The sequence below is a fragment of the Paeniglutamicibacter sp. NPDC012692 genome (assembly GCF_042901625.1).
Taxonomy (GTDB): Bacteria; Actinomycetota; Actinomycetes; order Actinomycetales; family Micrococcaceae; genus Paeniglutamicibacter.
Map to the genome: position 1 here is coordinate 1 of NZ_JBIBDE010000004.1, position 25504 is coordinate 25504.

The following is a 25504-nucleotide window of genomic DNA, read 5'->3' on the forward strand; positions in this document are numbered from 1 at the left end:
ACGAACAGGTACGCGCCGACCTTGTCGGCGATCTCGCGGAACCGCGCGAAGTCGAGCTGGCGCGGGTAGGCGGACCAGCCGGCGACGATCATCTTCGGCTGGTGCTCGATGGCCAAGGCCTCGACCTTGTCCATGTCGATGACCAGGGTGTCCTCCTCGACACCGTACGGGACGATGTTGTAGAGGCGGCCGGAGAAGTTGATCTTCATGCCGTGGGTCAGGTGGCCGCCGTGGGCCAGGTTCAGGCCCATGATGGTGTCGCCCGGGCGGATCAGCGCGTGCATCACCGAGGCGTTGGCCTGCGCGCCGGAGTGCGGCTGCACGTTGGCGAAGTCCGCGCCGAAGAGCGACTTCACGCGCTCGATGGCGAGGGTCTCGACGACGTCGACCTCCTCGCAGCCGCCGTAGTAGCGGCGTCCCGGGTAGCCCTCGGCGTACTTGTTGGTGAGCACCGAGCCCTGGGCCTGCATGACGGCCAGGGCCGTGTGGTTCTCCGAGGCGATCATTTCCAGGCCGCGCTGCTGGCGGGCCAGCTCCGCGTCGATGCGCTCCGCAATCTCCGGATCAAGGCTCGCAATGCTCTCGGTCAACGCCGACTCGACGAGCGCGGTTTTCGTGGGTGCCATCCAGTCTTCACTCCTTGAAGTACAAGTTGTTGATGATTGATATATCAGAACTGGTTGCAATGCTATGATGGGGATCACATACTGTCAATGGCTCTGCCGGAAGAAGTCGCAACGGCACCCGAACTAAGATGTTTCCCGTATTTTCCACGCTAAGGAGTCGTCAGATGAGCAACATCGCAATCCCCGCAGAGCTCTCCGAAGCTCCGGTTTCCTTGGCGGAACAGGCCTACCGCGACATCCGCGACCGCCTCATCATGCTTGACATCCGTCCCGGCGAACCGATCAACGACGGCCAGCTGGCCCTCGAGCTGGGCATAGGCCGCACCCCGGTGCGCGAGGCGCTCAAGCGCCTGGAGACCGACCACCTGGTGGTCTCCTATCCGCGTCGGGGCACTTTCGCCACCATCGTGGACATCACCGAGCTGGCCGACGTCTCGGAACTCCGTCGGGTCCTCGAGCCGCTGGCGGCGCGCAAGGCGGCGCAAAGCGCGTCGGACCAGAGTCGCCGGGAACTGGCCGCGTTGGCGCGGGAAATCGAAGGCCTGGGGGAGTCCGCCGTGGACAAGCGCGGGCTCATGGCCTTCGACCTCAACGTGCACCGACTGATCTACAAGGCGGCCGGCAATCCGCACCTCGAGGACACGTTGATCCGACTGGACAACCTGGCCACCCGCATCTGGTGCCTGGTGCTCGACAAGGTTCCGTCGGTGGCGGGGCACATCGATGAGCACGTTGCCCTGCTCGATGCCATTGTCGAGGGCCGTGCCGACGATGCCGCGGACCTGGCGCTCGGGCACATCTCCAGTTTCGAGCAGACCATCCGGGCCGTCCTTTAGGGTTTCTGCACCGGCTCGAAGGTGTTTCGCGCGAGTTTCGTGGCCAGGTGCAGCGCCGCCATGCGCGAGGTGCCGCGCGGGTCCCCGCCCAGGATCTCGAAGATCTTGTTGAGCCGCTTGTGCAGGGTCTGGCGTTCGAGGAAGAGGGCGGTGGCCGTCGCCGTTGAATTGCAGCCCGAGGTCAACCATGTTTCAAGGGTCTTGACCAGGTTGCTTCCGCGCTGGGCGTCGTGTTCCAGGAGCTCGGAAAGCAGTTCCCGGGTGAACCGGTAAACGCCGTCACCGTCGAGTTCACGGGCGCAGAACCGTTCCAGGACGACGTCGTCGCAGTCCCTGAGCCCGCCGGCATGCGGCATGCTGCTCACCAGGTGTTCGGCAAGCAGCGCCTCGCGCAGCGACCAAGAACCGTGAGTGGCGTCGTGCACGCCCGGACCCATCACGCCTTGGACGGCCAGCGGGTGGATGTCGGCCCGCATCAGCTCCAGAAGGCGCCTGCGATCACGGCGCGGGGAATCGGGGTTCAGCGGGACGATTCCGTAAAGGTACTCCGAATCCATGTAGGTCTTGATTTCCGGACTGTGCCTTCGCAGGATCCTTTCGAGCGCGCCGCGAATGCGCCCCAGCTCGACGCTCCGGAAAATGATGATCGCCACGGGCGCCGTCACGGGCAGTCCGACCTGCGTGCTCAGTTCGCGGATCTCGGGCGCGCTCGAGTTTCGGATGATCGCCTGGATGAGTGCCGAGTCGGCGATCTGGGAGCGGGTTGGCCGGTGGTGCTGGGCCAGCGCCAGGGCAAGGATGCTGCCCAGCCGCTCGGCGATGGTTGTGAGCAGCTCGCGGTCCGTCTCGCGCGGGCTGTGCAGGTGGAGCCTCGCGGCAACCACGTCGCTGACGAAAATGTCCGAGATGATTTCCAGGGCTTCGTCTTCTTCGGGGATGGTTCGGCTCGTGGCCAGCGGGACGCCGGCCAGGTCCACCAGGTGCGCATTGACCGACAGGGCCTCCGCGATCAGCATGACAAGCGGCGCAAGGTTCGGCCCTGCGGTGGCGATGTGCTGTGCCAGGCGTTGGGAGATTGCGTCGGCGCGCTGCAGCGCCAGTGCCTGCTGCGAGACGATGATGCGGTTGATGGCCTCGGCCATTTCCACGAAGGGAACGGTTACCCGCAGTTCGATCAAGGGCAGGCCGGCGTCCTCGGCGGCTTCGATGAGCCGTGGCCCAATGCCCTTGGCCAGCCCGGCCGTTTCGATGGCAAGCGCCGCGACGTTCCTGTCGGCGAGGCTCTGGACGTACTGGACCTGTGCCTCGTGGCGTAACTTAAGCAGCGCTTGGCCCCCGCTGAGCAGCAACTCCTCGCCCCGCAGGAGCGGTGCAATCTGCAAAACCTCGCTCGAATGCACCCACCGGACGCCCGTCTGTTCGATGAACGTTGCACCCGCCAGGACTTGCGGTCGTGCCTTGAGGAAAAGCGGGCTGTCCAGTACGTCCTGCAGCGGCAAAAGCATGCGTCACTCCTCGATTGAAACTATTTGGTGTCCGGTTTTTCGCTGATCGAGCGGGTGACAATCTGTCACTCGATAGGGCGAAGTTATATACATTTCGAGTGTATCTAGTGGCGTGGATCACTCCTAGGCTTGTGGATAAGTTCTTGTCGAACCCCCGCAGTCGAGAGAGTGAACCAATGAGTAGAGATGTTGCCAGTTCATCTGAAAGTGTGACCCATGAGGTCGAGGACTCCCTGCAGCCGATCCCGGAATCGGCCCGAACCACCAAGCTATCCGGGCAGTTCTGGATCTGGGCGGGCGCCAACGTCGCTCCCATCAACTGGATCCTCGGGGCGCTCGGAATCCACTTGGGTCTGGGCCTGGCCGATACCCTGACGGTGCTGATCGCCGGAAACGTCATCGGCATGCTCGGGTTCGGGTTCTTCGTGATCCTCGGTCAAAAGACGGGCGCCACGGGCATGCTGCTTGCCCGCGGGGCCTTCGGTCGCCGCGGCGCATACCTTCCGGCAGCCATCCAGGCGGTCATTGCCATTGGCTGGTCCGCGGTCAACACCTGGGTCATCCTGGACCTGATCATGGCGCTGTTTGGCATGATCGGCTGGGTGGATCCGACCGCAAGCAACATGGGTTGGCGCATTGCGACCGCGGCGGTCATCATGTCCATCCAGGTGGCCATCTGCTACCGCGGCTACAAGGCCATCGCGCGTTTCGAGCGCATCACCATGCCGCCGACGATCCTGGTGCTCATCGCCATGTCGATCCTGGCCTGGACCCAGCTGGACATCGACTGGAGCTACCAGGGCCCGGTCGGCGAAGTCCTCACCGGCATGCCGCGCATCGCGGCCATGTCCTCGATCATGACCGCCATCGGCATCGGCTGGGGCATCGGCTGGTTCACCTATGCACCCGACTACTCCCGATTCGTGTCCAAGCGCATCAAGCCGCACAAGCTCTACATTGTCAGCGTCCTCGGCCAGTTCCTTCCCGTCGTGTGGCTTGGAATCTTGGGGGCGAGCCTCGCGACCAAGAACGGCACCGCCGACCCCGGTCAACTCATCGTCGAAAGCTTCGGCACGCTGTCGATCCCGGTGATCCTTCTGGTCATCCACGGGCCGATCGCCACCAACATCATCAACATGTACACCTTCGGTGTTGCCACGCAGGCGCTGGACATCAACATCTCCCGCAAGAAGCTCTCGATCATGGTCGGCTTCCTGTCCATGGCCGCGGTCATTGCGTTCCTCTTCGCCCATGATTTCGCCGAGGTCCTGCACAACTGGATCATCGCCATCGCGGCCTGGGTGGCCACCTGGGGCGGCATCATGGCCGTCCACTACTTCGTCTTCGAGCGCCGCCACAAGGACTTCTCCTACCTGTTCCTCGATCCCAAGTCGACGAAGCTCAAGTCCTTCAACCCCGCGGCATTCATTGCCTTCGCCGGTGGCATCCTGATGACCTGGATGTGCATGTACGGGTCGATTCCGGAGCTTCAGGGCCCGATTGCCACCGCCGTCGGCGGCATCGACTTCTCCTGGTTGGCGGGGACCGCCACCAGCGCCGGACTGTACTACGCATTGGGCTACAGCCGATTCAAGTCCCGCATCGAACAGGGCGTGCCGCTGGGCCTGAAGCTTGACTGCTCCGACGCGGAGTTCATCACGGAGCACGGCAGTGCCGAGTTCCTGAGGTCCGAGCAGCGCATCGACGACGAGCCGGTGGCGGCTAGCCACAGACCGGCCGACGACGCGGATCCGGCGAAGCACGGGATCGGTTCGTAGCAACCAACTTCGTAGCAATCGACCGAGCGTAGTGGGCCCCATGGCGGTAAGGACCGCCGTGGGGCCCACTTCACTTGCAGCAGTTTTCCTAGTCCGTTTTCCCATTCATTGCGCGACGCGCGAGGCAGGCCAAGGGCCAATGCACTCGCGCCAAAATTACAAGGAGTAATCCGATGCAGTCGGTCTTTCTCGAAGATATCGATGCCGATACCTACGCCGCATATGTAGCACAACCCCATGCGACGGTGGTCATCCCGACCGGCGCCACCGAGCAACACGGGCCGCATATGCCGCTGGGCGTCGACGCAATGCTGTCGCGCGCCATCGCCGCGGAGGTGGCCCGGAAGCTTGGCGCCTTGGTGGCCCCGACGTTCGCCTACGGGTACAAGTCGCAGCCGCGCTCCGGGGGAGGAAACCACCGGATCGGAACCACGAGCCTGAGCGGGGCAACGCTCAGCGGCCAGATCGAGGACATTGCCCGTTCCTTCATCGGCCAGGGATTCACGAAGGTGGTCATCCTCAATGGCCATTTCGAAAACTACCAATTCATTTACGAGGGCTTGGAGATCGCCGTGGGCCGCGCCCTGGAAGCCGGGTTGGATGCACGAGCCATGCTGCTTTCCTACTGGGATTTCGTGGATGAGGAAACTCTGGAAAGAGTCTTCCCCGATGGCTTCCTGGGTTGGGACATCGAGCATGGCGGGGTGCTGGAGACCTCCCTCATGCTGCTGCTGCATCCGGAAAAGGTCGACATGTCCCGTGCCGTCGACCACCCGCCGGCGCAGCTGAAGCCCTACGACGTCTTCCCCGAGGACCCGGCGCTCACCCCGGCCAGCGGGTGCCTGTCCTCGCCGATCGGTGCCAGTGCCGAGCGCGGGCAGCTTCTCCTGGACGCAGTGACCAGCGGTGTGGCCCGGGCCATCGAGGCCGAGTACTCGCTGCCAGTGGAGGTCCATGGAATCAAATAGCGCAGTTGTGGCTCGCCCGTGACCTTGCGTCGCAAGGGTCGCTGCGGCACGTGGAAACGGGGCCGAAAGAGGGCCCGTGGGTCATCTGTGCCAAAAAGGTTGGGCGCCCGGGAAACCGGGCGCCCAACCTTTTTGGCACCGGGAATGTCGAGTGTGATGCAGGTCAAATTGAACCCTTGACAGTGACGGGGGACACAAATACAGTGAATGCAACAGCGTTGCAATGAATGCAACTCCAATTCCTTCTGGTGGTAATCCCAATGAATCAGAGCAACAACACCCCGGCCGGCACCCCCGCCTCCGAGCGTTCTGCAACGACCTCTCTCACCACAGATCCACGCATCGACCTTGGCCCTACGCTCAGCGGCCAGGAACGACCCGACCCGTCCGGTGTCGGACGCAAGACCCGCAACAAGGTCGTTGCCGCAAGCTTCATCGGCAACTTCGTTGAATGGTTCGACTATGCGGTCTATGGCTACCTGGCCGTCACCATCACCGCGGTGTTCTTCCCCGAAACGGACCCGACAACCGGCCTGATGCTCACCTTCGCACTGTTCGCGATTTCGTTCCTGATCCGCCCGCTGGGCGGATTCGTCTGGGGGCACCTTGGCGACAAGTTCGGCCGGCGCGAGGCACTGTCCTGGTCGATCCTGATCATGTCCGCCGCGACCTTCTGCATCGCACTGATTCCTTCCTACGCAACCATTGGAATCTGGGCACCGATCCTGCTGCTCATCGTCCGTGTCGTCCAGGGCTTCTCGGCTTCCGGCGAATATGCAGGGGCCTCGGCCTTCCTGGTGGAATACGCACCGGCCAACCGCCGCGGCCTATACGCCGCAGTCGTTCCGGCCAGCACGGCGACCGGCCTGCTGTTGGGCTCGCTGCTGGCTGGATTGCTTACCTCAATGCTGGAAACCGAGCAGATGGAATCCTGGGGCTGGCGCTTGCCGTTCCTGCTGGCCGCACCCATGGGCCTGATCGGGCGCTACATCCGCACCAAGCTCGAGGACTCCCCGGTCTTCAAGGAGCTTGCAAAGGAAGATGACGCGGTCAAGGCCCCGGTCAGCGCGCTGTTCAAGAACCACTGGCGCCAACTCATCCAGGCCGTTGGCGCGGTCCTGCTCAATGCCGTGGGTTTCTACCTGATCCTCAGCTTCATGCCCACGCACCTACACGAAAACATCGGGCTGTCCCAGACGGCGGCATACGTTGCCACCACCGTGGCACTTGCCACCTACATCGGCTTCATTTTCCTGATGGGAATGCTCTCGGACCGTCTGGGCCGCAAAAAGGTCCTGATGACGGCATCGATCCTGTTCGTGCTGCTCACGGTTCCCGCATTCATGCTGCTGGAAACCGGCAACTTCCTCATCATCGTGCTGGTGCAGATCATGCTCGGAGCGATGCTAAGCCTCAACGACGGAACCCTGCCCAGCTACCTGGCCGAAATGTTCCCCACCCGGGTTCGCTACTCCGGATTCGCCGTGAGCTTCAACCTCTCAAACGCCCTGTTCGGCGGCACGGCGCCATTCGTGGCAACCGTCCTGATTGCCACCTCCGGCACCGTGCTGGCCCCCGGCTGGTACCTCATGGGCGCCGCGGTCATTTCCCTGATCGCCGTCGCCTGCTCGGTGGAAACCAGCAAGAAGCCGCTGGCCTAGGCCCACCTCAGACCTTCTTCCCGCACAACAACACCAAACATCAAGAACACAGGAGAAAATCATGACCATTACACCGGCAACCGCAACCAACGTTTCCGAGCTTGAGCGACTGAAGACCCTGCACAACGGCACCAAGCAGAAACTGACCTTCTCCGACGCCGAGTTCGAGCGCCGCCTTGCCGGACTACGCCGGATCATGGCAGCCAAGGACCTCGACGCGGTCATCCTCACCAGCTACCACGGCATCAAGTACTACTCCGACTTCCTCTACACGACCTTCGGCCGCAACTACGCACTGGTCGTCACCGCCAACGAGTCGGTCACGATCACCGCCAACATCGACGCCGGCATGCCGTGGCGCACCAGCTACGGCGACAACATCGTCTACACCGACTGGCAGCGCGACAACTTCTACTTCGGCCTGCAGGAGGCCCTGCGCCGCGCCGGCGTCAAGGCATCCCGCCTTGGCGTCGAGGACGACGCCCTGCCGGTGCTGACCCGCCAGCGCATCCAGGACGCCTTCGGCGGCGCCACCCTGGTGGATGTCTCGCAGGACGCCATGCGCCAGCGCATGATCAAGTCCGCGGAGGAGATCGAGGTCATCAAGCATGGTGCACGCATCGGCGACCTGGGCGGCGAGGCCATCAAGGCCGCCATCCGCGAGGGCATCACCGAGTACGAGGTCGCCCTCATCGGCACCGAGGCCATGGTCCACGAGATCGCCAAGACCTTCCCGGACCGCGAAGTGCGCGACACCTGGGTCTGGTTCCAGTCCGGCATCAACACCGACGGAGCCCACAACTGGGCCACCACCCGCAAGCTGCAGCGCGGCGACATCCTCTCGCTGAACTGCTTCCCGATGACCTCGGGCTACTACACCGCCCTCGAGCGCACCCTGTTCCTCGGCGAGCCGGACGAGCGCAGCCTGGAACTGTGGAACGTCAACGTCGAGGTGCACAAGCGCGGCCTGGAACTGATCAAGCCCGGCGCGGTCTGCAAGGACATCGCCGCGGAGCTCAACGAGATCTACATCGGCCACGGCCTGCTGCCTAACCGCACCTTCGGCTACGGCCACTCCTTCGGCGTCCTGTCGCACTACTACGGCCGCGAGGCGGGCCTGGAGCTGCGCGAGGACATCGACACGGTCCTCGAGCCGGGCATGGTGGTTTCCATGGAACCGATGATCACCGTGCTCGACGGCGAGCCGGGTGCCGGCGGCTACCGCGAGCACGACATCCTGGTCATCGGGGAAGACAACAGCGTAGAGAACATCACCAAGTTCGGCTTCGGTCCGGAGAACAACATCATCGACCGCTAGGCAACACCCTGTGGGTGGCGTTCCAAGGGACGCCACCCACCTTGGATTTTAACCGGGATTCGCCATGCGGCCCGCCAAGGGCCGGTGCCGCCGAGTACCGTTGACCAAGACCATCTGAACCAGGGAGTGCAGACCATGAACCAGCAGGCATTACACGAGCACGACCGCGCGGGCTACGCACTTGCGCTTGAGGAAGCCCGGCTGGGCGCCGCCGAGGGCGGCGTTCCCATCGGCTCCAGCCTCTTCGAGGGCGGGACGCGGATCGGCAGCGGACACAACCGGCGGGTCCAGAACGGGGATCCCACGTCCCACGGGGAGATCGACTGCCTGCGCAACGTCGGCCGCCGCGCCTCGTACGCGGGAACCACCCTGTACTCGACGCTGGCACCCTGTGCGCTGTGCTCCGGTGCCATCATCCTGTTCGGCATTCCGCGCGTGGTCGTGGGCGAAAACAAGAACTTCGACGGGGAACTCGAGCTCCTCCGGGACCGCGGGGTCGAGGTGGTGCTGATCGACGACGCCGAGGCCACGGCCCTCATGGGGCAGTTCATCGCCGAGAGCCCGAGCCTGTGGAACGAGGACATCGGCGTTCCCGAAAACGACTGAAACTTGGCGGGAATGCGACAAGATACCAGCGTCGCAACAGGGCTGGCCCTACCCGCCCGCAAATCGCGGTAACGTCAACGTGAACGAATCAAACCCCGTTCAGCAGCGTTGCCCATATCCACCGGATCCCACCTAGGAGTACAGATGGCTGCCCAGCCGACCGAATCCAATGCCACGGAATCCCGCGGCGCCTCGGTCATCGTCAACGTGATCGATGTCCTGCGGTGCTTTACCGTCGAGCATCCCGTGCTGGGTGTCACCGAAATCGCGGCCCGGGTCGGTCTCCACAAGTCGAGCATTTCGCGGATCCTGGCGACGCTTGAGCAGGAACGCATCGTGGCCCGCGACGAGAACACGCGCAAGTACAGCCTCGGTCTGGGGCTCATCGCCGTGGCCGGGCCGTTGTTGGCCAACCTCGACGTGCGACGCATCGCCTTCCCGATCCTCAAGGAACTGGCCCAGGCGACCGGCGAAACTGCCGTGCTCAACATCTGGGACGGGGCCGAATCCGTATCCGTCGAGCAAATTGCCAGTGTGCACCAGGTCAAGCACACCTCCGTCATGGGCAGCCGCTACAACACGGCGCTCAGCGCCTCGGTGCAGGTGTTCCTCGCTAACGAGGGTGCGCAGGCGGCCCGGGACCTGCTGGAATCCGGCGGCGTCGTCCTGCCCGACAACACCGCCGATGCGCGGGACGCATACATGGCTCGACTCGGGGAGGTCCGTGCGCAGGGCTATGCGGCGAACCACGGGGAAACCTCAAGCGACGAGGTCGGCGTTGCCGCCCCGATCTACGACCACCGGGGCAGGGTCGTTGCCTGCGCCATGATCGCCGCACCCTTCTACCGGGTTTCCAAGGAACAGCTCCACGACCTGGGCATGGCGTGCATTCGTGCGGCACAGCAGATCAGCATGCGAATGGGTGCCCAGTCCGCGTAGTCCCTTCGTGGCTGCGAGGAGGCCTGAGCCGGACCGAGACCTGGTGTGATCGGGATTACCATTCGGTAGGGTGGGGTCATGGCGCACACACCACATTCGAAAAACTTTGATGTCATTGTCGTTGGCGCGGGCCTTTCCGGGCTGGTTGCCGCGACCGAGGCGGTCAACGCGGGCCGCCGGGTGCTGCTGATCGATCAGGAATCCGAGGCGAACCTCGGGGCCCAGGCCCACTGGAGCTTCGGCGGGATCTTCCTCGTCGACTCGCCCGAGCAACGCCGGCTGGGAGTCAAGGACTCCGAAGAGCTGGCGCTGAGGGACTGGTTCGGGACGGCGGGCTTCGACCGCGAGGAAGACCATTGGCCCCGGGAGTGGGCCAAGGCCTACGTGCACTGGGCTGCCGGCGGAAAGCGCGCGTGGCTGCGCGAGCGCGGCGTCAGGTTCTTCCCGGTCGTCGGCTGGGCGGAGCGCGGCGGCGCCGGGGCGCAGGGGCCCGGAAACTCGGTCCCGCGATTCCACATTACTTGGGGGACCGGTCCCGGGATCGTCGAGCCGTTCGCCAAGGCCGCAAAAACGGCCGTCGCCAAGGGGCAACTGACAATGCTGTGGCGCCACCAACTCGACGAGCTGGTCATGTCCGAGGATGTCGTGGGCGGCGTGCGCGGCACCCTGCTCGAACCCGATGACGCCGAACGCGGGGTGGCCACTAACCGCAACGCGACCGGCACGTTTGAGTACTTCGCCCCTGCCGTCATTGTCGCCACCGGCGGCATCGGCGGCAACATCGACAAGGTCAGGGCCGCCTGGCCCGAACGCCTGGGCGAGGCGCCAAAACACATGGTCGCCGGCGTCCCCGCACACGTCGACGGGCGCGGGCTGGACATCGCCGAGCGCGCCGGCGGACGGCTGGTCAACGGCGATCGGATGTGGCACTATACCGAGGGCATCGCCAACTGGAACCCCGTGTGGCGCAACCACGGGATCCGCATCCTGCCCGGGCCGAGTTCCCTATGGATCGATGCCACGGGCAAGCGACTGCCGGATCCGCTGTGGCCGGGGTTCGACACTCTCGGCACCCTGGAACACCTGCGCGGCACCGGCCACGACTACAGCTGGTTCATCCTCAACCGGCGTATCATCGGCAAGGAGTTTGCGCTCTCGGGCAGCGAGCAAAACCCGGACCTGACGGGAAAGGACGTGCGCGCGGTGCTGGCGAGGGCCAAGGTGGACGTGCCGGACCCCGTGCAGGCCTTCCTGGACCACGGAGAGGACTTCGTGCAGGCGCCGAACCTCGACGAACTCGTGAAGAAGATGAACGAGCTCACCGGCGATGATCTGCTGGACGCAGCATCGGTTGCCGCCGTGGTCGCCGCGCGGGATTCCGCCGTCCAGAACGCCTTCGGCAAGGACGGGCAGATTTCCGCGGTCACCAGCGCGCGAAACTACGTGGGGGACAAGCTTGTTCGCAGCGTCAAGCCGCATCCGTTGACCGATCCCAAGGCCGGCCCGCTGGTTGCCGTCCGATTGAACATCCTGACCCGCAAGTCTCTGGGCGGCCTCAACACGGATTTGGACTCCCGCGTCCTGAATTCCGAGGGGGAGCCGGTGCCGGGACTGTATGCGGCGGGGGAAGCCGCCGGATTCGGCGGCGGCGGTTGCCACGGCTATCGCGCGCTCGAGGGAACGTTCCTGGGCGGCTGCCTGTTCAGCGGGCGGTCTGCCGGACGGGCGGCGGCGTCGCAAGAGCGGGCCGCAGCGGTCGGCAGGACATAGGAAAACCACGCCGATCGGGAGTTTTCCCGGTCGGCGTGGTGGCTTTGGAACGGGGTCAGTGAGTGAAGTGGTACACCGTTCCAAAGAGGGCCGCCGAGATGCCGAAAGAAACGCCTATCAGCATGGGCGTCCATGTGCCGTTGTTGCTGGCCAGGAAAATAGCGAACACCCCGAACAGCAATGCGGCGATGATGCCGCCGAGGATGAGTGATCCGCCACCGTGGTGGTGCACGGCGGCCTGTGCATTTCGATGAAATAGAGTAGCCATACCCTCAGGGTATGCCCGAAGAATTGGAAAAACGAGGGAAAAACAGTGAAGGAATCAATGAGCGAATCGACGGCCGACTGGCGGCAGGTATTCGGCGCCCTGGCCAATGAGGAAACGCGCAGGGCCTACGCCCAAGCCGTATTGGGAATCACCGGGGATCTGCCGCCGGCGCGGCAGGCCAAGGCCGAGAAAAACCTGCAGGCCGCGGGCCTGCTCACCAACGAGGGCCTGGTGGATGCCGGCGTTTATGCGCGTACCTTGTCGGTCGGCGCCTCGAGCATGCCCAAGGAGGGGATCGACCGTTTCCTCGATGCCGACGGCCGCATCGATCGGTACCCCAAAAACTACGGAGAACGCCTTTCCCTGTTGCGTTCAATCGGGTCGCGGGTGATGAAGCACGGCGAGGAAATCAACGAACCCGACTTGACCCTGCGGCTCGAAGAAATTGCCGACGACGCGGTGCTGCTGCGCCGGTACCTGGTTGATTACGGAGTGCTCCTTCGTCGCCCGGATGGATCCGTTTATCGCTTGAGTGATGGTTCGGACTAGCGGGATTGTGCCAAGCTCCAAGAAGCGGGTAATTTCTTTCTAGAGCCGCAGGGCGATCAGCACGCCTTTCCCTTCCGTTCAAGGAGCCAAATGTCCGACCCGAATACCGCGCCAGGCGGTGGCTCGAACCACGAGTCGTGGAACCAGCAGGGATACGGCGGCGGGCAATACACTGGCCAATACCCCGGCCAGTACCGGGACGGATCCACGGGGCAGACCCCGCCTCCGGGCTATTACCAAGGGCAGTACCAGGGACAGTATGCGGGGCAATATCCGGGTCAGTACCCGGCATATGGAACCTACGGATACGGCCCCGGCGGCTGGAACGCCCCCCAGCGCACCCACGGAATGACCACGTTTGCGATGGTGACGGGCATCGTGGCGGCAACGATTTCGGTTGTCCCGTTCTTTGGCTTCGTGGCCTTCCTGCTGGGTCCGCTTGCTATGGTGCTCGGCATCGTCGGCATCGCCAAGCGGCTGAACCGCCGCGGCTTCTCGGTGACCGCATTGGTGACTGGCGCGTTCGCGCTGCTGGTTTCGATACTCTATGCGGTCCTGTTCACGACGCTCATGACATTCATGGATCGCAGCGAAACCTACGAATTCGTTGCCTCCTCGACCGGCGAGTACCAGATTTCCCTCACCACCACCGAAGCGACCGCTTCAGTGACTAGCAACCAGCGCGGAACGTTCTCCGAAAGCCACGACGCATCCGTCATCTTCGGCGGCGTGATCGCCACAAACGTCGGCGACAACAGCGGAAAGGTCAGCTGCGAGGTCTTCGATTCCGAGGGCTACCTTGTCATCGAGGATGAAGACGAAGGCATCGGCGCCCAGGCCCAGTGCATGATCGGTGCCTCCTGGCTCGAAAACACCGAGGACTATTCGGTCAGCGACGAACTCAACGCCATGGCGGGCCACTAGCCGCCAAAGCCCGCGGCCCGCCGCGCGGAAATGATTCGTTCGACCGACGCCGTGGCGGCCGGATAGTCCGCGCCCGGACCCAGGGCGATGAAGCATGGCGCGGCATGGTCGGGCAGCTGCTTGTCATCGTAGCGGTATGCCAGGTAGCGTCCGCCTGCGCGCCGCACCAGTAATGCGCCCGCGGCAATGTCCCACGGCTTGGTGTCCAGGCCCAGGGTGACATCGCACCATCCGGCGGCCACGTGAGCCAGCGCCAGGGCCGCCGAAACCTTGCGGCGCACCGTGGCGAAGGCCGTGACCCACGACCCGAATTCGGTCAGACCCAGGGGGCCGTCGACGGCCAGAGCCTCCGCCGAGGGGTAATCGGTCATGAGGTTGGCATGGGACTGGTCGGGGCGCGGAGCGGGAGCCAGGACCTCGCCGTTGAGGTATGCATGCTCCGCATCCGCCGTAAATTCATGGCCGGCAATCGGATCCAGCACGACACCGGCTAGCAGCTCGCCGTCGCGCGCCGCGGCGATCGAGATGCAGAAGAACGCGATCCCGTGCGTGAAATTGCTGGTTCCGTCTATGGGGTCCACGATCCACTGGATGCTTCCATCGCCCGTGGTGCCGCCCTCCTCGCCCAGGACCCGCGAGTCGGGTTCCGCCCCGGTGAGGTGGGTGCGGATGATTTCTTCGCTGTGCCTGTCGAAGGCCGTGACCAGGTCGTGTGCGTTGGTCTTGTTTTCGCGCTGTACGTCGTTGCGGAAGGCTTCACGTAAAACCGGTGCGGCAAGTCGCGCCGCTTCCAGCGCTATCAAACGCAATCGGGAGGCAAGTGCAATGTCGGCCGGGCTGAAGTTTTCGGTGCTCACGGGATCAAGCGTAGTCGCAAACATCTCACCAATTTAGTTTGACGGAGCAACTAAATTGCCCATATGGTTGACGAGGGCAACATTTGCCTAGGTCAACTAATTTCTATTCAAGGAGCGCCGTCCCTTGCCTCAGGGTGATTCGCAAACATTGGAACTCGTGGAGAGCGTCAGCTCCCTGAACCGCACCCTGCGGCAGCTCGCCCACTTGGGCGAGGGAGGCCAGAAGGTCGGCTTCGCCGCCATGGGCGTCCTCCTCTTCGTCTACCGAAACCAGCCGACGCGGGCCACGGACATTGCGCAGTGGATCGGGATTGGGCCCGCCGCGCTGAGCCGGCAGGTTTCGGACCTGGAGTCCATGGGGCTCCTGACCCGCACCCCGTGCCGCAACGACGCCAGGGCCCAACTCATCTCACTGACCCCGGAAGGCAAGGACGAGGTGGACCGCGCCTACAAGCGCCGGACCGACCTGCTGTCCGACCTGCTCAAGGATTGGGGGCCGACGGAGATCGCCGAGGCCGCGGCCACCGTGAACCGGATCCAGCAAGCACTTCGCGCCGGCATCGACCAGATGCAAGGCAGGAACTCACCAGCGGCGGAAGCTGCGCAGGAAGGAAACGCATGAGCGAGCAGTCAACCGCCGTGACGCGCGAGCGCCAGGGCGACCAACCGCAGATGGATCAGAAGGAGGTGCTGCGCTCCATCGTCGGCGTCCTTGCCGCCTTCTTCGCCGCAATGCTGGCCACCACCATCGTTTCGATCGCACTGCCGACCATCATGGACGCCCTCAACGGCACGCAGACCGACTTCAACTGGGTCCTCACCGCGGCGCTGCTGGCCAACGCCGCCACCACCCCGATCTGGGGCAAGCTGGCCGACCTCTTCGACAAGAAGAGGCTGCTCCAGCTCGGCATCCTGACCTTCGTCGCCGGTTCCCTGCTGGCGGGGTTCGCAATCAACATCCCCATGCTCATGAGCGCCCGCGTCATCCAGGGCATCGGCATGGGCGGGCTGACCGCCATGGGCATGGCCGTGATCGGCACCGTCATTCCGCCGCGCGAGCGCGGGCGCTACTCGGGCTACTTCGGCGGCGTCATGGCGCTGGCCACGGCCGGCGGGCCGCTGTTGGGCGGCGTGATCGTCGACTCGCCGCTGGGCTGGCGCTGGACCTTCTTCATCGGCGTGCCGATTGCGCTGATTTCCATGTGGATGATCCACAAGACGCTCCACATCAAGCACGTTGCCCGCAAGGTGTACATCGACTGGGCCGGCGCCGTGCTGGTGACGGTCTCCGTCTCGGTGCTGCTGATCTGGGTGTCCTACGTCGGCAAGGCCGGCTACTTCGAGTTCAACTCCTGGCAGACCTACGCCATGGTGGGCGGCTCGCTGGCGCTGATCGCCCTGCTGATCTGGGTCGAGGGTCGCGTCCCGGAACCGATCATCCCGCTGCGCATCATCGCCATGCGCACCACCGCGCTGTCGATCATTGCCTCCGTCTCCATCGGCGTGGCCATGTTCGGGTCCGGCGCCTTCCTGGGCCAGTACTTCCAGGTGGCCCGCGAGGCCAGCCCCACACTGGCCGGCGTCATGACCCTGCCGATGATCCTGGGCAACCTCTTCGGCTCGGTGTTCTCCGGACAGATGATTTCCCGGCACGGCCGGTGGAAGATCTTCCTGGTCGTCGGGGCCAGCGTCAACATCGGTGCGCTGGCGTTGCTGGGCACCATGTCCCACGACACCAACTACTGGATCCTGGCCGCCGGCATGTTCTTCAACGGCGTCGGCATGGGCTTCATGGTGCAGAACCTGGTGCTCGCCGTGCAGAACAACGTCAAGGTCACCGACATCGGCACCGCCAGCTCGTCCGTGGCGTTCTTCCGCTCGGTGGGCGGGGCCGCCGGCGTCGCGGTGCTCGGTGCGATGCTCTCCGACAAGGTCAGCTCGCTGGTCATCCACGCGCTCACGGCCGCGCACCTGATCTCACCGGACGGTTCCAGCGGGGTAGCCTCCGGAAGCACATCGCTGGATTTGTCGACCATGCCGCCGGCCGTGCGGGTCATGTACGAGACGGCCTTCGGCGACGCCACGGGCGTCATCTTCATGGCCTCTGCCGCCGTTGCCGTGGTTGCGCTGGTCTGCATCCTGTTCATCAAGGAAGCCCCGCTGCGCCGGACCGTCTAGGTCACGCGCTACGCCAGATGCGGCGTGCTGCCACCCGAATTGTTTCGGGTGGCAGCACGCCGTTTTTTTGTTTGGCGGGCGCATGCTCGCGGCGATGCGTCCAGTCGTTCCGGATGGTTCATCCAATTCATTGGATGAACCATCCGAGATTGCGGTCACGTTTGCTCGTAGGGTGAGGTGGTCGAACACACGGAAGGAACCGCGATGACCAACGCTCCGCCTCAGGGCAGCACCGCAGAACCCCAGCTCAAGAAGGTCCTGGGTCGATGGGACACCCTCGCCATCGGCGTGGGCGCCATGATCGGTTTCGGCTGGGTGGTGCTCACCGGCGACTGGATCACCACCGCCGGCGCGTTCGGCGCCTCGCTGGCCATGGTCGTCGGCGGAGCCGTCATGGCGGTCGTCGGGCTGACCTACGCCGAGCTATGCGCGGCCATGCCCAAGGCTGGCGGCGAGCACAACTACCTGCTCCGGGCCATGGGCGCCCGCTGGTCGTTCATCGGTTCCTGGGCCATCGTCGGCGGCTACATCACCATCGTCGCGTTCGAGGCGGTAGCGCTGCCCAAGACCGCGCTTTACCTGTTCCCCGAGCTGAACCAGATCAAGCTCTGGGACATCGCGGGTTCCGAGGTCTACCTGACTTGGGCCCTGGTCGGCGTGCTCGGCGGGCTCGTCATCACCGCCATCAACATCCGCGGCATCAAGACCGCGGGCGTCGTCCAGACATTTGTTGTCCTTTTCCTCTTTGCCATCGGCGCGGTGCTGCTCTTCGGTTCCTTCACCGGCGGATCGACCGCAACCATGGAACCGTTCTTCAACAACGGGGTTGCCGGGTTCTTCGGCGTCATGATCATCGTCCCGTTCATGTTCGTCGGCTTCGACGTCATCCCCCAGTCGGCCGAGGAATGCGACATCCCGCCGCGGCGCATCGGCAAGTACGTGATCATCTCCGTGCTGATCGCCACCGCCTGGTACGTCATGGTCATCCTGGCAACCTCCTCCGGCATGGGACCGGCGGCCCTTGCCGAGTCTGACCTGGCGACCGCCGACGCCATGGGCGCGCTCTTCGGCTCGGATCTGATGGCCAAGGTGCTGATCTCCGGAGGGATCGCCGGCATCCTGACTTCCTGGAACTCGCTGCTCATGGGGGCCTCGCGCCTGCTCTACGCCATGGCGGCCTCCGGCATGCTGCCTGCTTGGTTCGCCAAGCTGCACCCGAAGTACCGCACCCCTGTCAACGCGCTGCTGTTTATCGGCGGGCTCTCGGTGCTGGCACCGTTCTTCGGTTCGGCCATGCTCGGCTGGCTGGTCGACTCCGGATCGCCCTCGATCGTGATCGCCTACCTGCTGGTCGGCGTCGCCTTCCTGATACTGCGCCGCCGCGAGCCGAACATGGAACGCCCGCTGCGCATCGGCGGCAAGGGAAACTTCGGCCAGGCGATTGGCGTGCTGTCCGTGCTCTTCTGCCTCGCGCTGATCAGCCTCTACATGCCGGGCATGCCCGCCGCCATCGGCTTCGAGCCGTGGATGCTCTTCGGCGCCTGGTGGTTGCTGGGCTTCATGTTCGTGGCGCGCATCCCGCGCGGCATCGAACCGGGCATCCACGCCGAGGAGGAACTGCTGGCCCGGCTGGCCATGCGCAAAAACGCCAAGGCCGCCGTGTTCCCCGAAGCCGTTGCGGAACGCCGCGAGGAACCCGCAACCCCCGAAAACTCGAAAGAAGGAAACCACGTATGAGCACGATCCGCCCGCTGGACGGCATCATCGTCGCCGACTTTTCCCGGGTGCTGGCCGGCCCGCTGTGCACCATGACGCTGGCGGACCTCGGCGCCACGGTCATCAAGGTCGAGCGCCCCGGCGCCGGGGACGATACCCGCAGCTGGGGCCCGCCGTTCTCCGCCACCGGCTCCACCTACTTCGAGTCGGTGAACCGCAACAAGCAGTCGGTGGCGCTGGACCTCGGGAACTCGGAGGACCTGGCGCTGGCCCGGGAACTTGCCCTGCGCGCCGACGTGCTGGTCGAGAACTTCAAGCCCGGCGGCATGGCCAAGCTCGGGCTCGGCTACGGGGAACTGACCGCGGAGAACCCCGGGCTGGTCTACGCCTCGATCTCCGGGTTCGGTTCCGTCGGCGGGGCCCACCTGCCCGGCTACGACTTCATCGTCCAGGCCCTGGGCGGGCTGATGTCGATCACCGGGGAGGCAGGGGCCGACCCGATGAAGGCGGGCGTCGCGCTGGTCGACGTGCTCACCGCCAAGGATGCGACCATCGGGGTGCTGGCCGCGCTGACCGCCCGCAACGCCTCCGGGGCCGGAGCCCACGTCGAGGTCAACCTGCTTTCCAGCCTGCAGGGGGCGCTGGCCAACCAGGCCCAGGCGTACCTGGGCGCCGGCAAGGTCGCCACCCGCATGGGCAACGCGCACCCCTCGATCGTGCCGTACCAGCTGCTGGCCTGTGCGGACGGTTCCGTCGCCGTGGCCTGCGGCAACGACGGGCAGTTCGCCAGGCTCTGTGCAGAGATCGGCGAACCGCAGCTTGCCGCCGACCCCCGCTTTGCCACCAACACGGCCCGCGTGGCCAACCGCGAGGTGCTCATCCCGCTGCTTGAGGCCGGCCTGCGGGCCGACACCGGCGCGCAGTGGCAGGCGCGCTTCACCGGCGTCGGCGTTCCCGCCGGCAAGGTCGCGGGGATCGACGAGGGGATCGACTACGCGCAATCTCTCGGGCTTGACCCGGTGATCGAGGTGCAGAACGCCGAGGGGGTGACGGTCGGCAAGCAGATCCGGCACCCGATCAGCTGGACGCCGCGGCTGGACGCGCCGTCCATGGCACCTCCGCGGCTCGGCGAACACACGGACGCGATCCGTGCCTGGCTCTGCAAGCCGGGCGAACCCGTTGAACCCGGAGCGCCGGATCCGGTGCTAGCGCGGTCCTAGGCCGCTTTCGTCGCGCCGCAGCGCCAGCCACAGGTGCGCGGCGACGTCCGGATCGTCCAGGTCCACACCCAGCAGGCCGCCGGCCACCGAGATCCGGTGGCGCAGCGAGTTCCGGTGGATGCCCAGGGCACGCGCAGCATCCTCCCAGGTGCCGCGCGCCCGGAGGTATTCCCGGACGGTCTCCAGCAGGTCGGCACGCGGGTACTCGGCCAGCATCCGCACCCAGCCGGTGGCCCGCGCATCCTCGCTCGCGCTCACCGCAACCAGGCGCCCCGGCGGGGCCTGCAACACGGCCTGGCGAAGCACCGCAAGGTTGCCGGGGATCTCGCCGAGGCTCACCGGATCGCCCAGCGCCGCGGCCAGCGACCCGGAGAGCTCGGGTTCGTCGAGTGCCGAAACGCCCAGCAGCGCATTCTGCTCCAGCGAGTCGCGCTCGCCGTTCGCCGGGGTGCTTTCCAGGCCGGAGGCGGACAGTACCAGGTACAGGATCGAATCCTGGACATGCCGCAACGCGCACTTGTCCACGGCGGCGGCCAGGTCCGGCAGCCCGGGGTCCGCCTCCAACCGCGCCGCCGCGCGGGCCGCAAGCCCCGGATCGTCACCGGGCGAAAGCCTGATGCCCAGCAGCCGCACCCGGTTGGGCAGTTCGCCCAGCCCCACGTCCTCGGCCACCATGTGCGCGGCCTCGCCCTGGCCGTGCAGCAGCAACTTGGTGGTCGCGGCCCCCAGCGCGTTCGTGGTCCCGACGATGACCTCGCGCTGGCGCGCGCGCAGGGCCAGCAGCGTGGAAACGGTCATGATGATCTGCCGGTCGGCCTTGGTCAGCGTGCGGCCCGACCCGATGCACAGGAAGCCGTGGATGCGGGTGCCCACCAGGATCGGGTAGAGCACCACGGGCTGCCCGTGGACCTCGAAGGTGGCTGCTGAGGGCACTCCGGCCTTGTTGAAGCGGATGGACTCGGAGCGCAGGTCGGGGACCAGGGCGCTTGTCGAGGCTGGCCACACCGTCTCCGCTCCGGCATCGGCCGGAAGGTAGGCGGCCCACCCGCCGAGCGCCTGGGCCAGGCCGCGCACCACCGCGCTGGTGGCGTCGGGGCGCATCGCGGCGCGGGCCAGCGCGGTCTGGGTGCCGAGCGAATCCATCAGGTTGGTGGTGTCGTCCCTGGTGGCAAGCCGCCAGTAGGCGCGGGTGACGTTCTGGAACGGGACGCCGTCGGGCACGATCGCCAGCTCGATCCCCGCGGCAAGGCTTGCCGCCACCACGTGCCCGGGGACCGACCTGAGCCACGGGCCCAGGCCCAGCCCGACGGCGTGGACGTTCTTGGCTTCGAGCCTGGCCATGTAGGCGCGGGAGAGCGCCGCCGATGCGGCGAACGGCATTCCGGTGGTCAGCAGCAGTTCCCCGCCCTCCAGGTACGGGGTCGGATCCTCCAGCTCGGAAACGTGGACACCGGTGACGGGCTTGGCGCTGAAGTCGGCGCCCTCGCAGGGCGCGAGTTCGCCGCCCAGCTCCGCACCCAATTGCAAAAGGGAGATCATGGGCTAAATTATCCAACGCCGATGCCCAAATTGGATGGAACGTCCAATGACGCGTGTCACTCGTTCACATAACGTGGAGCCCATGACCGAAACTCTCCTGGCCGCCGAGGCCGCCACGCTGCCGCAGACCCGCCACCTTGCCACCGCCATTCCCGGCCCGCGTTCCACCGAATTGCACGCCGAACGCACCGCGCAGGTGACCAGCGGTTTCGGCATCACGCTGCCGGTCTTCGTGACCCGCGCCGAGGGCGGCATCATCGAGGATGTCGACGGCAACCGCCTGGTCGACTTTGCCTCCGGCATTGCCGTGACATCGCTGGGCGCCAGCAACAAGCTCGTCGCAGAACGCGTCGCGGCCCAGCTCGCGGCGTTCACCCACACCTGCTTCATGGTCACCGAGTACGAATCCTTCACGAAGGTCTGCCAGTGGCTCAACCGGAACACCCCGGGCGACTTCGAGAAGCGCACGGGCCTGTTCTCCACGGGCGCCGAGGCCGTTGAAAACGCCATCAAGATCGCCCGCGCCGCCACCGGCCGCCCGAACGTCCTGGTCTTCGACGAGGCGTACCACGGCCGCTCGCTGCTGACCATGGCCATGACCGCCAAGGTCAACCCGTACAAGCTGAACTTCGGCCCGCTGCCCACCGAGATCATCCGCGCCGCCTCCGCCAACCCGCTGCGCCCGGCCGAGGGCCTGGCCGCAGGCGCCGAGGCGGCACTGGAATCGGTCGAGTCAACCATCCTCGAGCACGGTGCCGACACCTTCGCCGCCATGGTCATCGAGCCGATCCAGGGCGAGGGCGGCTTCATCGTCCCTGCGGCCGGCTTCATCCCGGGCCTGCGCAAGCTCGCCGACAAGTACGGCATCCTGCTGGTCATCGACGAGATCCAGGCCGGCATGGGCCGCACCGGAACCCTCTTCGCCTCCGAGCACGAGGGCGTTGCCGGGGACCTGATCCTCACCGCCAAGGCCCTGGCCAATGGCGTCCCGCTCTCCGCCGTGACCGGCCGCGCCGAGGTCATGAACGCGCCGCACGCCGGCGGCCTGGGCGGCACCTACGCCGGCAACCCGCTCGCCTGCGAGGCGGCCCTCGCGGTCTTCGAGCAGTTCGAGGATGGCAAGCTGCTGGAAAACGCCCGCCGCATCGAGGCCGTGGCCCGCGAAATCCTCGAGCCGCTGCTGGACTCCACCGACGTGGTCGCCGAGATCCGCGGACGCGGCGCCATGCTCGCCATCGAACTCGCGGACGCAGCCACCCTGGAGCCGCGTCCGGACCTGGCCAAGGAAATCTCGGCCGCCTGCCACGCGGCGGGCGTGCTGACGCTGACCTGCGGCACCCACGGCAACGTCGTGCGCCTGCTGCCACCGCTGGTCATCGGTGAGGAACTGCTGCGCGACGGCCTGACGGTGCTGGCCGGTGCCATCGCCGACGCCGCCAAGTAGCCAGCCAAACCACACGCCAGGCACGCACCACCCAGACTTCCAGACCCGCCTTCCAAGGAGCACTCCATGACCATCACCACCCACGAAACCCACCTGCTGGACCCTGCCGACCTGATCAACTTCGATTCGCTGCTCAGCGCCGAGGAACTCGCGCTGCGCGCCAAGGTCCGCGGCTTCGTCGACGAGGCCATCAAGCCGAACATCGCCGGTTGGTACGCGGACGCGGTCTTCCCGCTGGAAATTGTCCCGGAAATGGGCAGGCTCGGACTGCTGGGCATGCACCTGAAGGGCTACGGCTGCGCCGGCGCCACCGCCGTCGAGTACGGCCTCGCCGGTTCCGAGCTGGAGGCCGGCGACTCCGGCCTGCGCACCTTCGTCTCGGTGCAGGGATCCCTTGCCATGAGCGCCATCTACAAGCACGGCTCCGAGGAGCAGAAGTCCGAATGGCTGCCGAAGATGGCCAAGGGCGAGGCCATCGGCTGCTTCGGCCTGACCGAGCCGACGGCCGGCTCGGACCCCTCGGCCATGAAGACCTTCGCCCGCCGCGACGGCGACGACTGGGTCATCAACGGCACCAAGCGCTGGATCGGCCTGGCCAACGTGGCACAGGTCGCCGTCATCTGGGCGCAGACCGACGAGGGCATCCGCGGCTTCGTGGTCCCCACCGAGACCGCGGGCTTCAAGGCCACCCCGATCGAGCCCAAGCTCTCGATGCGCGCCTCCATCCAGTGCGAGATCGAACTGACCGACGTGCGGCTTCCCCACGAAGCCGTGCTGCCGAACGTCGTCGGGCTCAAGGGCCCGTTCTCCTGCCTGAACGAGGCCCGCTACGGCATCATCTGGGGCGCCATGGGCGCCGCCCGCGACGCCTTCGAGGACGCGCTGGCCTACTCGCAGCAGCGCATGCAGTTCGACAAGCCGCTGGCCGGCTACCAGATGACCCAGCAGAAGCTCGTCGACATGGCCCTGGAAATCAACAAGGGCTACCTGCTGGCCCTGCACATTGGCCGCCAGAAGGACGCCGGCACCCTTGACCTGCACCAGATCTCGGTCGGCAAGCTCAACAACTGCCGCGAGGCCATCAAGATCGCCCGCGAGGCCCGCACCATCCTGGGCGGCAACGGCATCACCCTGGACTACTCGCCGCTGCGCCACGCCAACAACCTGGAATCCGTGCGCACCTACGAGGGTACCGACGAGGTCCACACGCTGATCCTGGGCAACAAGCTCACCGGCGTCCCGGCCTTCCGCTAAACGTTCGGCCGACATCCACCCTGAGGGAAAAATGACTGAAACCATCACGCAGACCGACACCGTCGCGCTGCGCCTGCTGATCGACGGCCAGTGGGTCGAGGGAACCGGACGCCGGCTGGAATCCGCCTCGCCGACCAACCCGGACCACGTGCTCGCCGCCGGCGGCACCGCCACGGCCGGGGACGTGCAGGACGCCATGGCCGCCGCACGCGCCGCGGCCGCCGGGTGGGCAGCCACCCCGATGGCAGAACGCGGGGGATACCTCTCCCGCGCCGCGGCCATCGTGAGCGCCAACGCCGACGCCTGGGGCACCGAGCTGGCCCGCGAGGAAGGCAAGACCTTCGCGGAGGGCCGCGGCGAGGTGCTGCGCGCCGCGCAGATCCTCACCTATTACTCGGCCGAGTCCGACCGCCTGGCCGGGGAGGTCTTCTCCTCCCCGCGCCGCGGCGAAAGGATCCTGGTCACCCGCAAGCCGCTGGGCGTTGTCGGGGTGATCACCCCGTTCAACTTCCCCATAGCCATCCCCGCGTGGAAGATCGCCCCGGCGCTGGTCTTCGGCAACACCGTGGTGTGGAAGCCGGCCAGCACCGTGCCGTTGCTGGCCCTGCGCCTTGCCGAAGCACTCGTCGGGGCCGGGCTGCCGGCGGGCGTGCTGAACCTGGTCATCGGCCCGGGCTCGCTCGGCAACGAGATCGTCAACCACCTGGACCTGGACGGGCTCACGTTCACCGGTTCCACCGGGGTGGGCCGCATGCTGGCCGCCGCGGCGGCCGGCAGCGGCGTGCCGATCCAGGCGGAAATGGGCGGCAAGAACGCCTCGGTCGTGCTCGACGACGCGGACCTGGAACTCGCCACCGAGCAGGTGCTCTTCGGGGCGTTCCGCTCCACCGGCCAGAAGTGCACGGCGACCTCGCGCCTGGTCCTGCAGGATGGCATCGCCGATGCGTTCCTGGACCGCCTGGCCGAGCGGCTTGCGCAGTGGCAGACCGGCGACCCGACCGATTCCGCGGTCCACATGGGCCCGGTGGTCTCCGACTCGGCCGCGGCGGAAATCCGTGCAGGCATCCAGGCAGCCGTTGCCCAGGGTGCCATCCCGCGCTTCGAGGGCGACGTGTCCGGGCTCGGTCCTGCCTTCGTGGCGCCGACGGTGCTGGAAATCCCCGCGGGCGAGGAGAACATCGCCTGGCGTGACGAGTTCTTCGGACCGGTCCTCGCGGTCCGGCGTGCGGCAACCACCGAGGAAGCCTTTGCGCTGGCCAACGATTCCGAGTACGGACTCAGCTGCGCGGTCTTCACCCAGGACCTGACCAAGGCCCTGGACGCCATGGAAACCATCGACGTGGGCATCCTCCACGTGAACTCCGAATCGGCGGGCGCGGATCCGCACGTGCCGTTCGGCGGGGCGAAGAAGAGCGGTTACGGGCCCAAGGAACAGGGGGCGGCTGCGCGGGAATTCTTCACGCACACCACCACCGTGTACCTGCGGGGCGCGTAAGCAAAACCAACCGGCAGTGCCCGTGGGCGCCTGTTGTCACCCACGTTCATGGA

At 65.9% G+C, this 25504-nt stretch carries 21 protein-coding genes and 1 pseudogene; 17 read left to right on the plus strand and 5 right to left on the minus strand.

The features are described from left to right. Positions 1-626, minus strand: a pseudogene (locus ACFY5D_RS14425) (serine hydroxymethyltransferase); the annotation flags it as partial. A gap of 164 nt (positions 627-790) precedes the next feature. Between ACFY5D_RS14425 and ACFY5D_RS14430 the strand changes: the two are divergent. Next, entirely contained in the window at positions 791-1462 is a 672-nt protein-coding gene (locus tag ACFY5D_RS14430) for a GntR family transcriptional regulator (RefSeq protein ID WP_387531070.1), read from the plus strand. Here ACFY5D_RS14430 and ACFY5D_RS14435 read toward each other — a convergent pair. Further along, a complete protein-coding gene (locus tag ACFY5D_RS14435) occupies positions 1459-2967 on the minus strand; it encodes a PucR family transcriptional regulator (protein WP_387531073.1) in 1509 nt (502 codons plus the stop codon). The genes ACFY5D_RS14430 and ACFY5D_RS14435 overlap by 4 nt on opposite strands. A 176-nt stretch (positions 2968-3143) precedes the next feature. Between ACFY5D_RS14435 and ACFY5D_RS14440 the strand changes: the two genes are divergently transcribed. The 7 genes from ACFY5D_RS14440 to ACFY5D_RS14470 all read left to right on the plus strand — a co-directional run bounded on the left by ACFY5D_RS14440 (position 3144) and on the right by ACFY5D_RS14470 (position 12007). Beyond that, positions 3144-4745: a purine-cytosine permease family protein gene (locus tag ACFY5D_RS14440; protein WP_387531076.1), complete on the plus strand. Its 1602-nt coding sequence runs from the start codon at positions 3144-3146 to the stop codon at positions 4743-4745. Between the two features lie 173 nt (positions 4746-4918). Then, positions 4919-5713, plus strand: coding sequence for a creatininase (locus ACFY5D_RS14445; protein ID WP_387531079.1), 795 nt, complete (start codon positions 4919-4921; stop codon positions 5711-5713). Between the two features lie 260 nt (positions 5714-5973). Further along, positions 5974-7374, plus strand: a complete 1401-nt coding sequence (locus tag ACFY5D_RS14450) for an MFS transporter (protein WP_387531082.1) — start codon at positions 5974-5976, stop codon at positions 7372-7374. 61 nt (positions 7375-7435) lie between these two features. Then, on the plus strand, positions 7436-8692 hold the full coding sequence (locus ACFY5D_RS14455; RefSeq protein WP_387531085.1) for an aminopeptidase P family protein: 1257 nt from the start codon (positions 7436-7438) through the stop codon (positions 8690-8692). Positions 8693-8827: 135 nt separating this feature from the next. After that, the gene (locus tag ACFY5D_RS14460) at positions 8828-9298 is read left to right on the plus strand and encodes a nucleoside deaminase (RefSeq protein ID WP_387531088.1); all 471 of its coding nucleotides are present in this window, start codon (positions 8828-8830) and stop codon (positions 9296-9298) included. A gap of 144 nt (positions 9299-9442) precedes the next feature. Continuing rightward, entirely contained in the window at positions 9443-10237 is a 795-nt protein-coding gene (locus ACFY5D_RS14465; protein ID WP_387531091.1) for an IclR family transcriptional regulator, read from the plus strand. A 78-nt stretch (positions 10238-10315) separates the two neighbouring features. Next, the gene (locus tag ACFY5D_RS14470) at positions 10316-12007 is read left to right on the plus strand and encodes an FAD-binding dehydrogenase (protein WP_387531093.1); all 1692 of its coding nucleotides are present in this window, start codon (positions 10316-10318) and stop codon (positions 12005-12007) included. Positions 12008-12062: 55 nt separating this feature from the next. Here ACFY5D_RS14470 and ACFY5D_RS14475 read toward each other — a convergent pair whose 3' ends face one another. After that, entirely contained in the window at positions 12063-12275 is a 213-nt protein-coding gene (locus tag ACFY5D_RS14475; protein WP_387531096.1) for a hypothetical protein, read from the minus strand. A 57-nt stretch (positions 12276-12332) separates the two neighbouring features. Here ACFY5D_RS14475 and ACFY5D_RS14480 point away from each other — a divergent pair, with 57 nt between their 5' ends. Continuing rightward, on the plus strand, positions 12333-12824 hold the full coding sequence (locus ACFY5D_RS14480) for a DUF2087 domain-containing protein (RefSeq protein ID WP_387531099.1): 492 nt from the start codon (positions 12333-12335) through the stop codon (positions 12822-12824). A gap of 90 nt (positions 12825-12914) precedes the next feature. Then, positions 12915-13748, plus strand: a complete 834-nt coding sequence (locus ACFY5D_RS14485; protein ID WP_387531102.1) for a hypothetical protein — start codon at positions 12915-12917, stop codon at positions 13746-13748. Here ACFY5D_RS14485 and ACFY5D_RS14490 read toward each other — a convergent pair. Next, positions 13745-14605, minus strand: coding sequence for an inositol monophosphatase family protein (locus ACFY5D_RS14490; protein WP_387531105.1), 861 nt, complete (start codon positions 14603-14605; stop codon positions 13745-13747). The genes ACFY5D_RS14485 and ACFY5D_RS14490 overlap by 4 nt on opposite strands. Positions 14606-14729: 124 nt before the next feature. Here ACFY5D_RS14490 and ACFY5D_RS14495 point away from each other — a divergent pair, with 124 nt between their 5' ends. From ACFY5D_RS14495 to ACFY5D_RS14510, 4 genes are all read left to right on the plus strand, one after another. Further along, entirely contained in the window at positions 14730-15227 is a 498-nt protein-coding gene (locus ACFY5D_RS14495) for a MarR family winged helix-turn-helix transcriptional regulator (RefSeq protein WP_387531108.1), read from the plus strand. Then, on the plus strand, positions 15224-16783 hold the full coding sequence (locus ACFY5D_RS14500) for an MFS transporter (protein WP_387531111.1): 1560 nt from the start codon (positions 15224-15226) through the stop codon (positions 16781-16783). The genes ACFY5D_RS14495 and ACFY5D_RS14500 overlap by 4 nt, the downstream gene beginning before the upstream one ends. Before the next feature lie 204 nt (positions 16784-16987). Further along, positions 16988-18520, plus strand: a complete 1533-nt coding sequence (locus tag ACFY5D_RS14505; protein WP_387531114.1) for an APC family permease — start codon at positions 16988-16990, stop codon at positions 18518-18520. After that, the gene (locus tag ACFY5D_RS14510) at positions 18517-19719 is read left to right on the plus strand and encodes a CaiB/BaiF CoA transferase family protein (RefSeq protein WP_387531117.1); all 1203 of its coding nucleotides are present in this window, start codon (positions 18517-18519) and stop codon (positions 19717-19719) included. The genes ACFY5D_RS14505 and ACFY5D_RS14510 overlap by 4 nt, the downstream gene beginning before the upstream one ends. On the opposite strand, the gene ACFY5D_RS14515 is transcribed toward ACFY5D_RS14510, so the two are convergent. Continuing rightward, positions 19705-21258, minus strand: coding sequence for a PucR family transcriptional regulator (locus ACFY5D_RS14515; protein ID WP_387531120.1), 1554 nt, complete (start codon positions 21256-21258; stop codon positions 19705-19707). The genes ACFY5D_RS14510 and ACFY5D_RS14515 overlap by 15 nt on opposite strands. An 82-nt stretch (positions 21259-21340) precedes the next feature. Between ACFY5D_RS14515 and ACFY5D_RS14520 the strand changes: the two genes are divergently transcribed. The 3 genes from ACFY5D_RS14520 (at position 21341) to ACFY5D_RS14530 (ending at position 25451) form a co-directional block, all read left to right on the plus strand. Further along, the gene (locus tag ACFY5D_RS14520) at positions 21341-22702 is read left to right on the plus strand and encodes an aminotransferase class III-fold pyridoxal phosphate-dependent enzyme (protein WP_387531122.1); all 1362 of its coding nucleotides are present in this window, start codon (positions 21341-21343) and stop codon (positions 22700-22702) included. Positions 22703-22768: 66 nt separating this feature from the next. Further along, positions 22769-23956, plus strand: a complete 1188-nt coding sequence (locus ACFY5D_RS14525) for an acyl-CoA dehydrogenase family protein (protein WP_387531124.1) — start codon at positions 22769-22771, stop codon at positions 23954-23956. 31 nt (positions 23957-23987) lie between these two features. Then, positions 23988-25451 carry an aldehyde dehydrogenase family protein gene (locus ACFY5D_RS14530; protein WP_387531127.1) on the plus strand — a complete coding sequence of 488 codons (1464 nt, stop codon included), beginning with the start codon at positions 23988-23990 and terminating at the stop codon, positions 25449-25451. Positions 25452-25504: the final 53 nt, after the last annotated feature.

Excerpts from the sequence above, each read along its gene's own strand:
- ACFY5D_RS14435 (WP_387531073.1), bottom strand. The coding sequence starts at position 2,967 with ATGCTTTTGCCGCTGCAGGACGTACTGGACAGCCCGCTTTTCCTCAAG.
- ACFY5D_RS14470 (WP_387531093.1), top strand. The coding sequence starts at position 10,316 with ATGGCGCACACACCACATTCGAAAAACTTTGATGTCATTGTCGTTGGC.
- ACFY5D_RS14500 (WP_387531111.1), top strand. The coding sequence starts at position 15,224 with ATGAGCGAGCAGTCAACCGCCGTGACGCGCGAGCGCCAGGGCGACCAA.
- ACFY5D_RS14440 (WP_387531076.1), top strand. The coding sequence starts at position 3,144 with ATGAGTAGAGATGTTGCCAGTTCATCTGAAAGTGTGACCCATGAGGTC.
- ACFY5D_RS14525 (WP_387531124.1), top strand. The coding sequence starts at position 22,769 with ATGACCATCACCACCCACGAAACCCACCTGCTGGACCCTGCCGACCTG.
- ACFY5D_RS14485 (WP_387531102.1), top strand. The coding sequence starts at position 12,915 with ATGTCCGACCCGAATACCGCGCCAGGCGGTGGCTCGAACCACGAGTCG.
- ACFY5D_RS14465 (WP_387531091.1), top strand. The coding sequence starts at position 9,443 with ATGGCTGCCCAGCCGACCGAATCCAATGCCACGGAATCCCGCGGCGCC.
- ACFY5D_RS14515 (WP_387531120.1), bottom strand. The coding sequence starts at position 21,258 with ATGATCTCCCTTTTGCAATTGGGTGCGGAGCTGGGCGGCGAACTCGCG.
- ACFY5D_RS14455 (WP_387531085.1), top strand. The coding sequence starts at position 7,436 with ATGACCATTACACCGGCAACCGCAACCAACGTTTCCGAGCTTGAGCGA.
- ACFY5D_RS14530 (WP_387531127.1), top strand. The coding sequence starts at position 23,988 with ATGACTGAAACCATCACGCAGACCGACACCGTCGCGCTGCGCCTGCTG.
- ACFY5D_RS14480 (WP_387531099.1), top strand. The coding sequence starts at position 12,333 with ATGAGCGAATCGACGGCCGACTGGCGGCAGGTATTCGGCGCCCTGGCC.
- ACFY5D_RS14430 (WP_387531070.1), top strand. The coding sequence starts at position 791 with ATGAGCAACATCGCAATCCCCGCAGAGCTCTCCGAAGCTCCGGTTTCC.
- ACFY5D_RS14460 (WP_387531088.1), top strand. The coding sequence starts at position 8,828 with ATGAACCAGCAGGCATTACACGAGCACGACCGCGCGGGCTACGCACTT.
- ACFY5D_RS14475 (WP_387531096.1), bottom strand. The coding sequence starts at position 12,275 with ATGGCTACTCTATTTCATCGAAATGCACAGGCCGCCGTGCACCACCAC.
- ACFY5D_RS14505 (WP_387531114.1), top strand. The coding sequence starts at position 16,988 with ATGACCAACGCTCCGCCTCAGGGCAGCACCGCAGAACCCCAGCTCAAG.
- ACFY5D_RS14450 (WP_387531082.1), top strand. The coding sequence starts at position 5,974 with ATGAATCAGAGCAACAACACCCCGGCCGGCACCCCCGCCTCCGAGCGT.
- ACFY5D_RS14510 (WP_387531117.1), top strand. The coding sequence starts at position 18,517 with ATGAGCACGATCCGCCCGCTGGACGGCATCATCGTCGCCGACTTTTCC.
- ACFY5D_RS14445 (WP_387531079.1), top strand. The coding sequence starts at position 4,919 with ATGCAGTCGGTCTTTCTCGAAGATATCGATGCCGATACCTACGCCGCA.
- ACFY5D_RS14520 (WP_387531122.1), top strand. The coding sequence starts at position 21,341 with ATGACCGAAACTCTCCTGGCCGCCGAGGCCGCCACGCTGCCGCAGACC.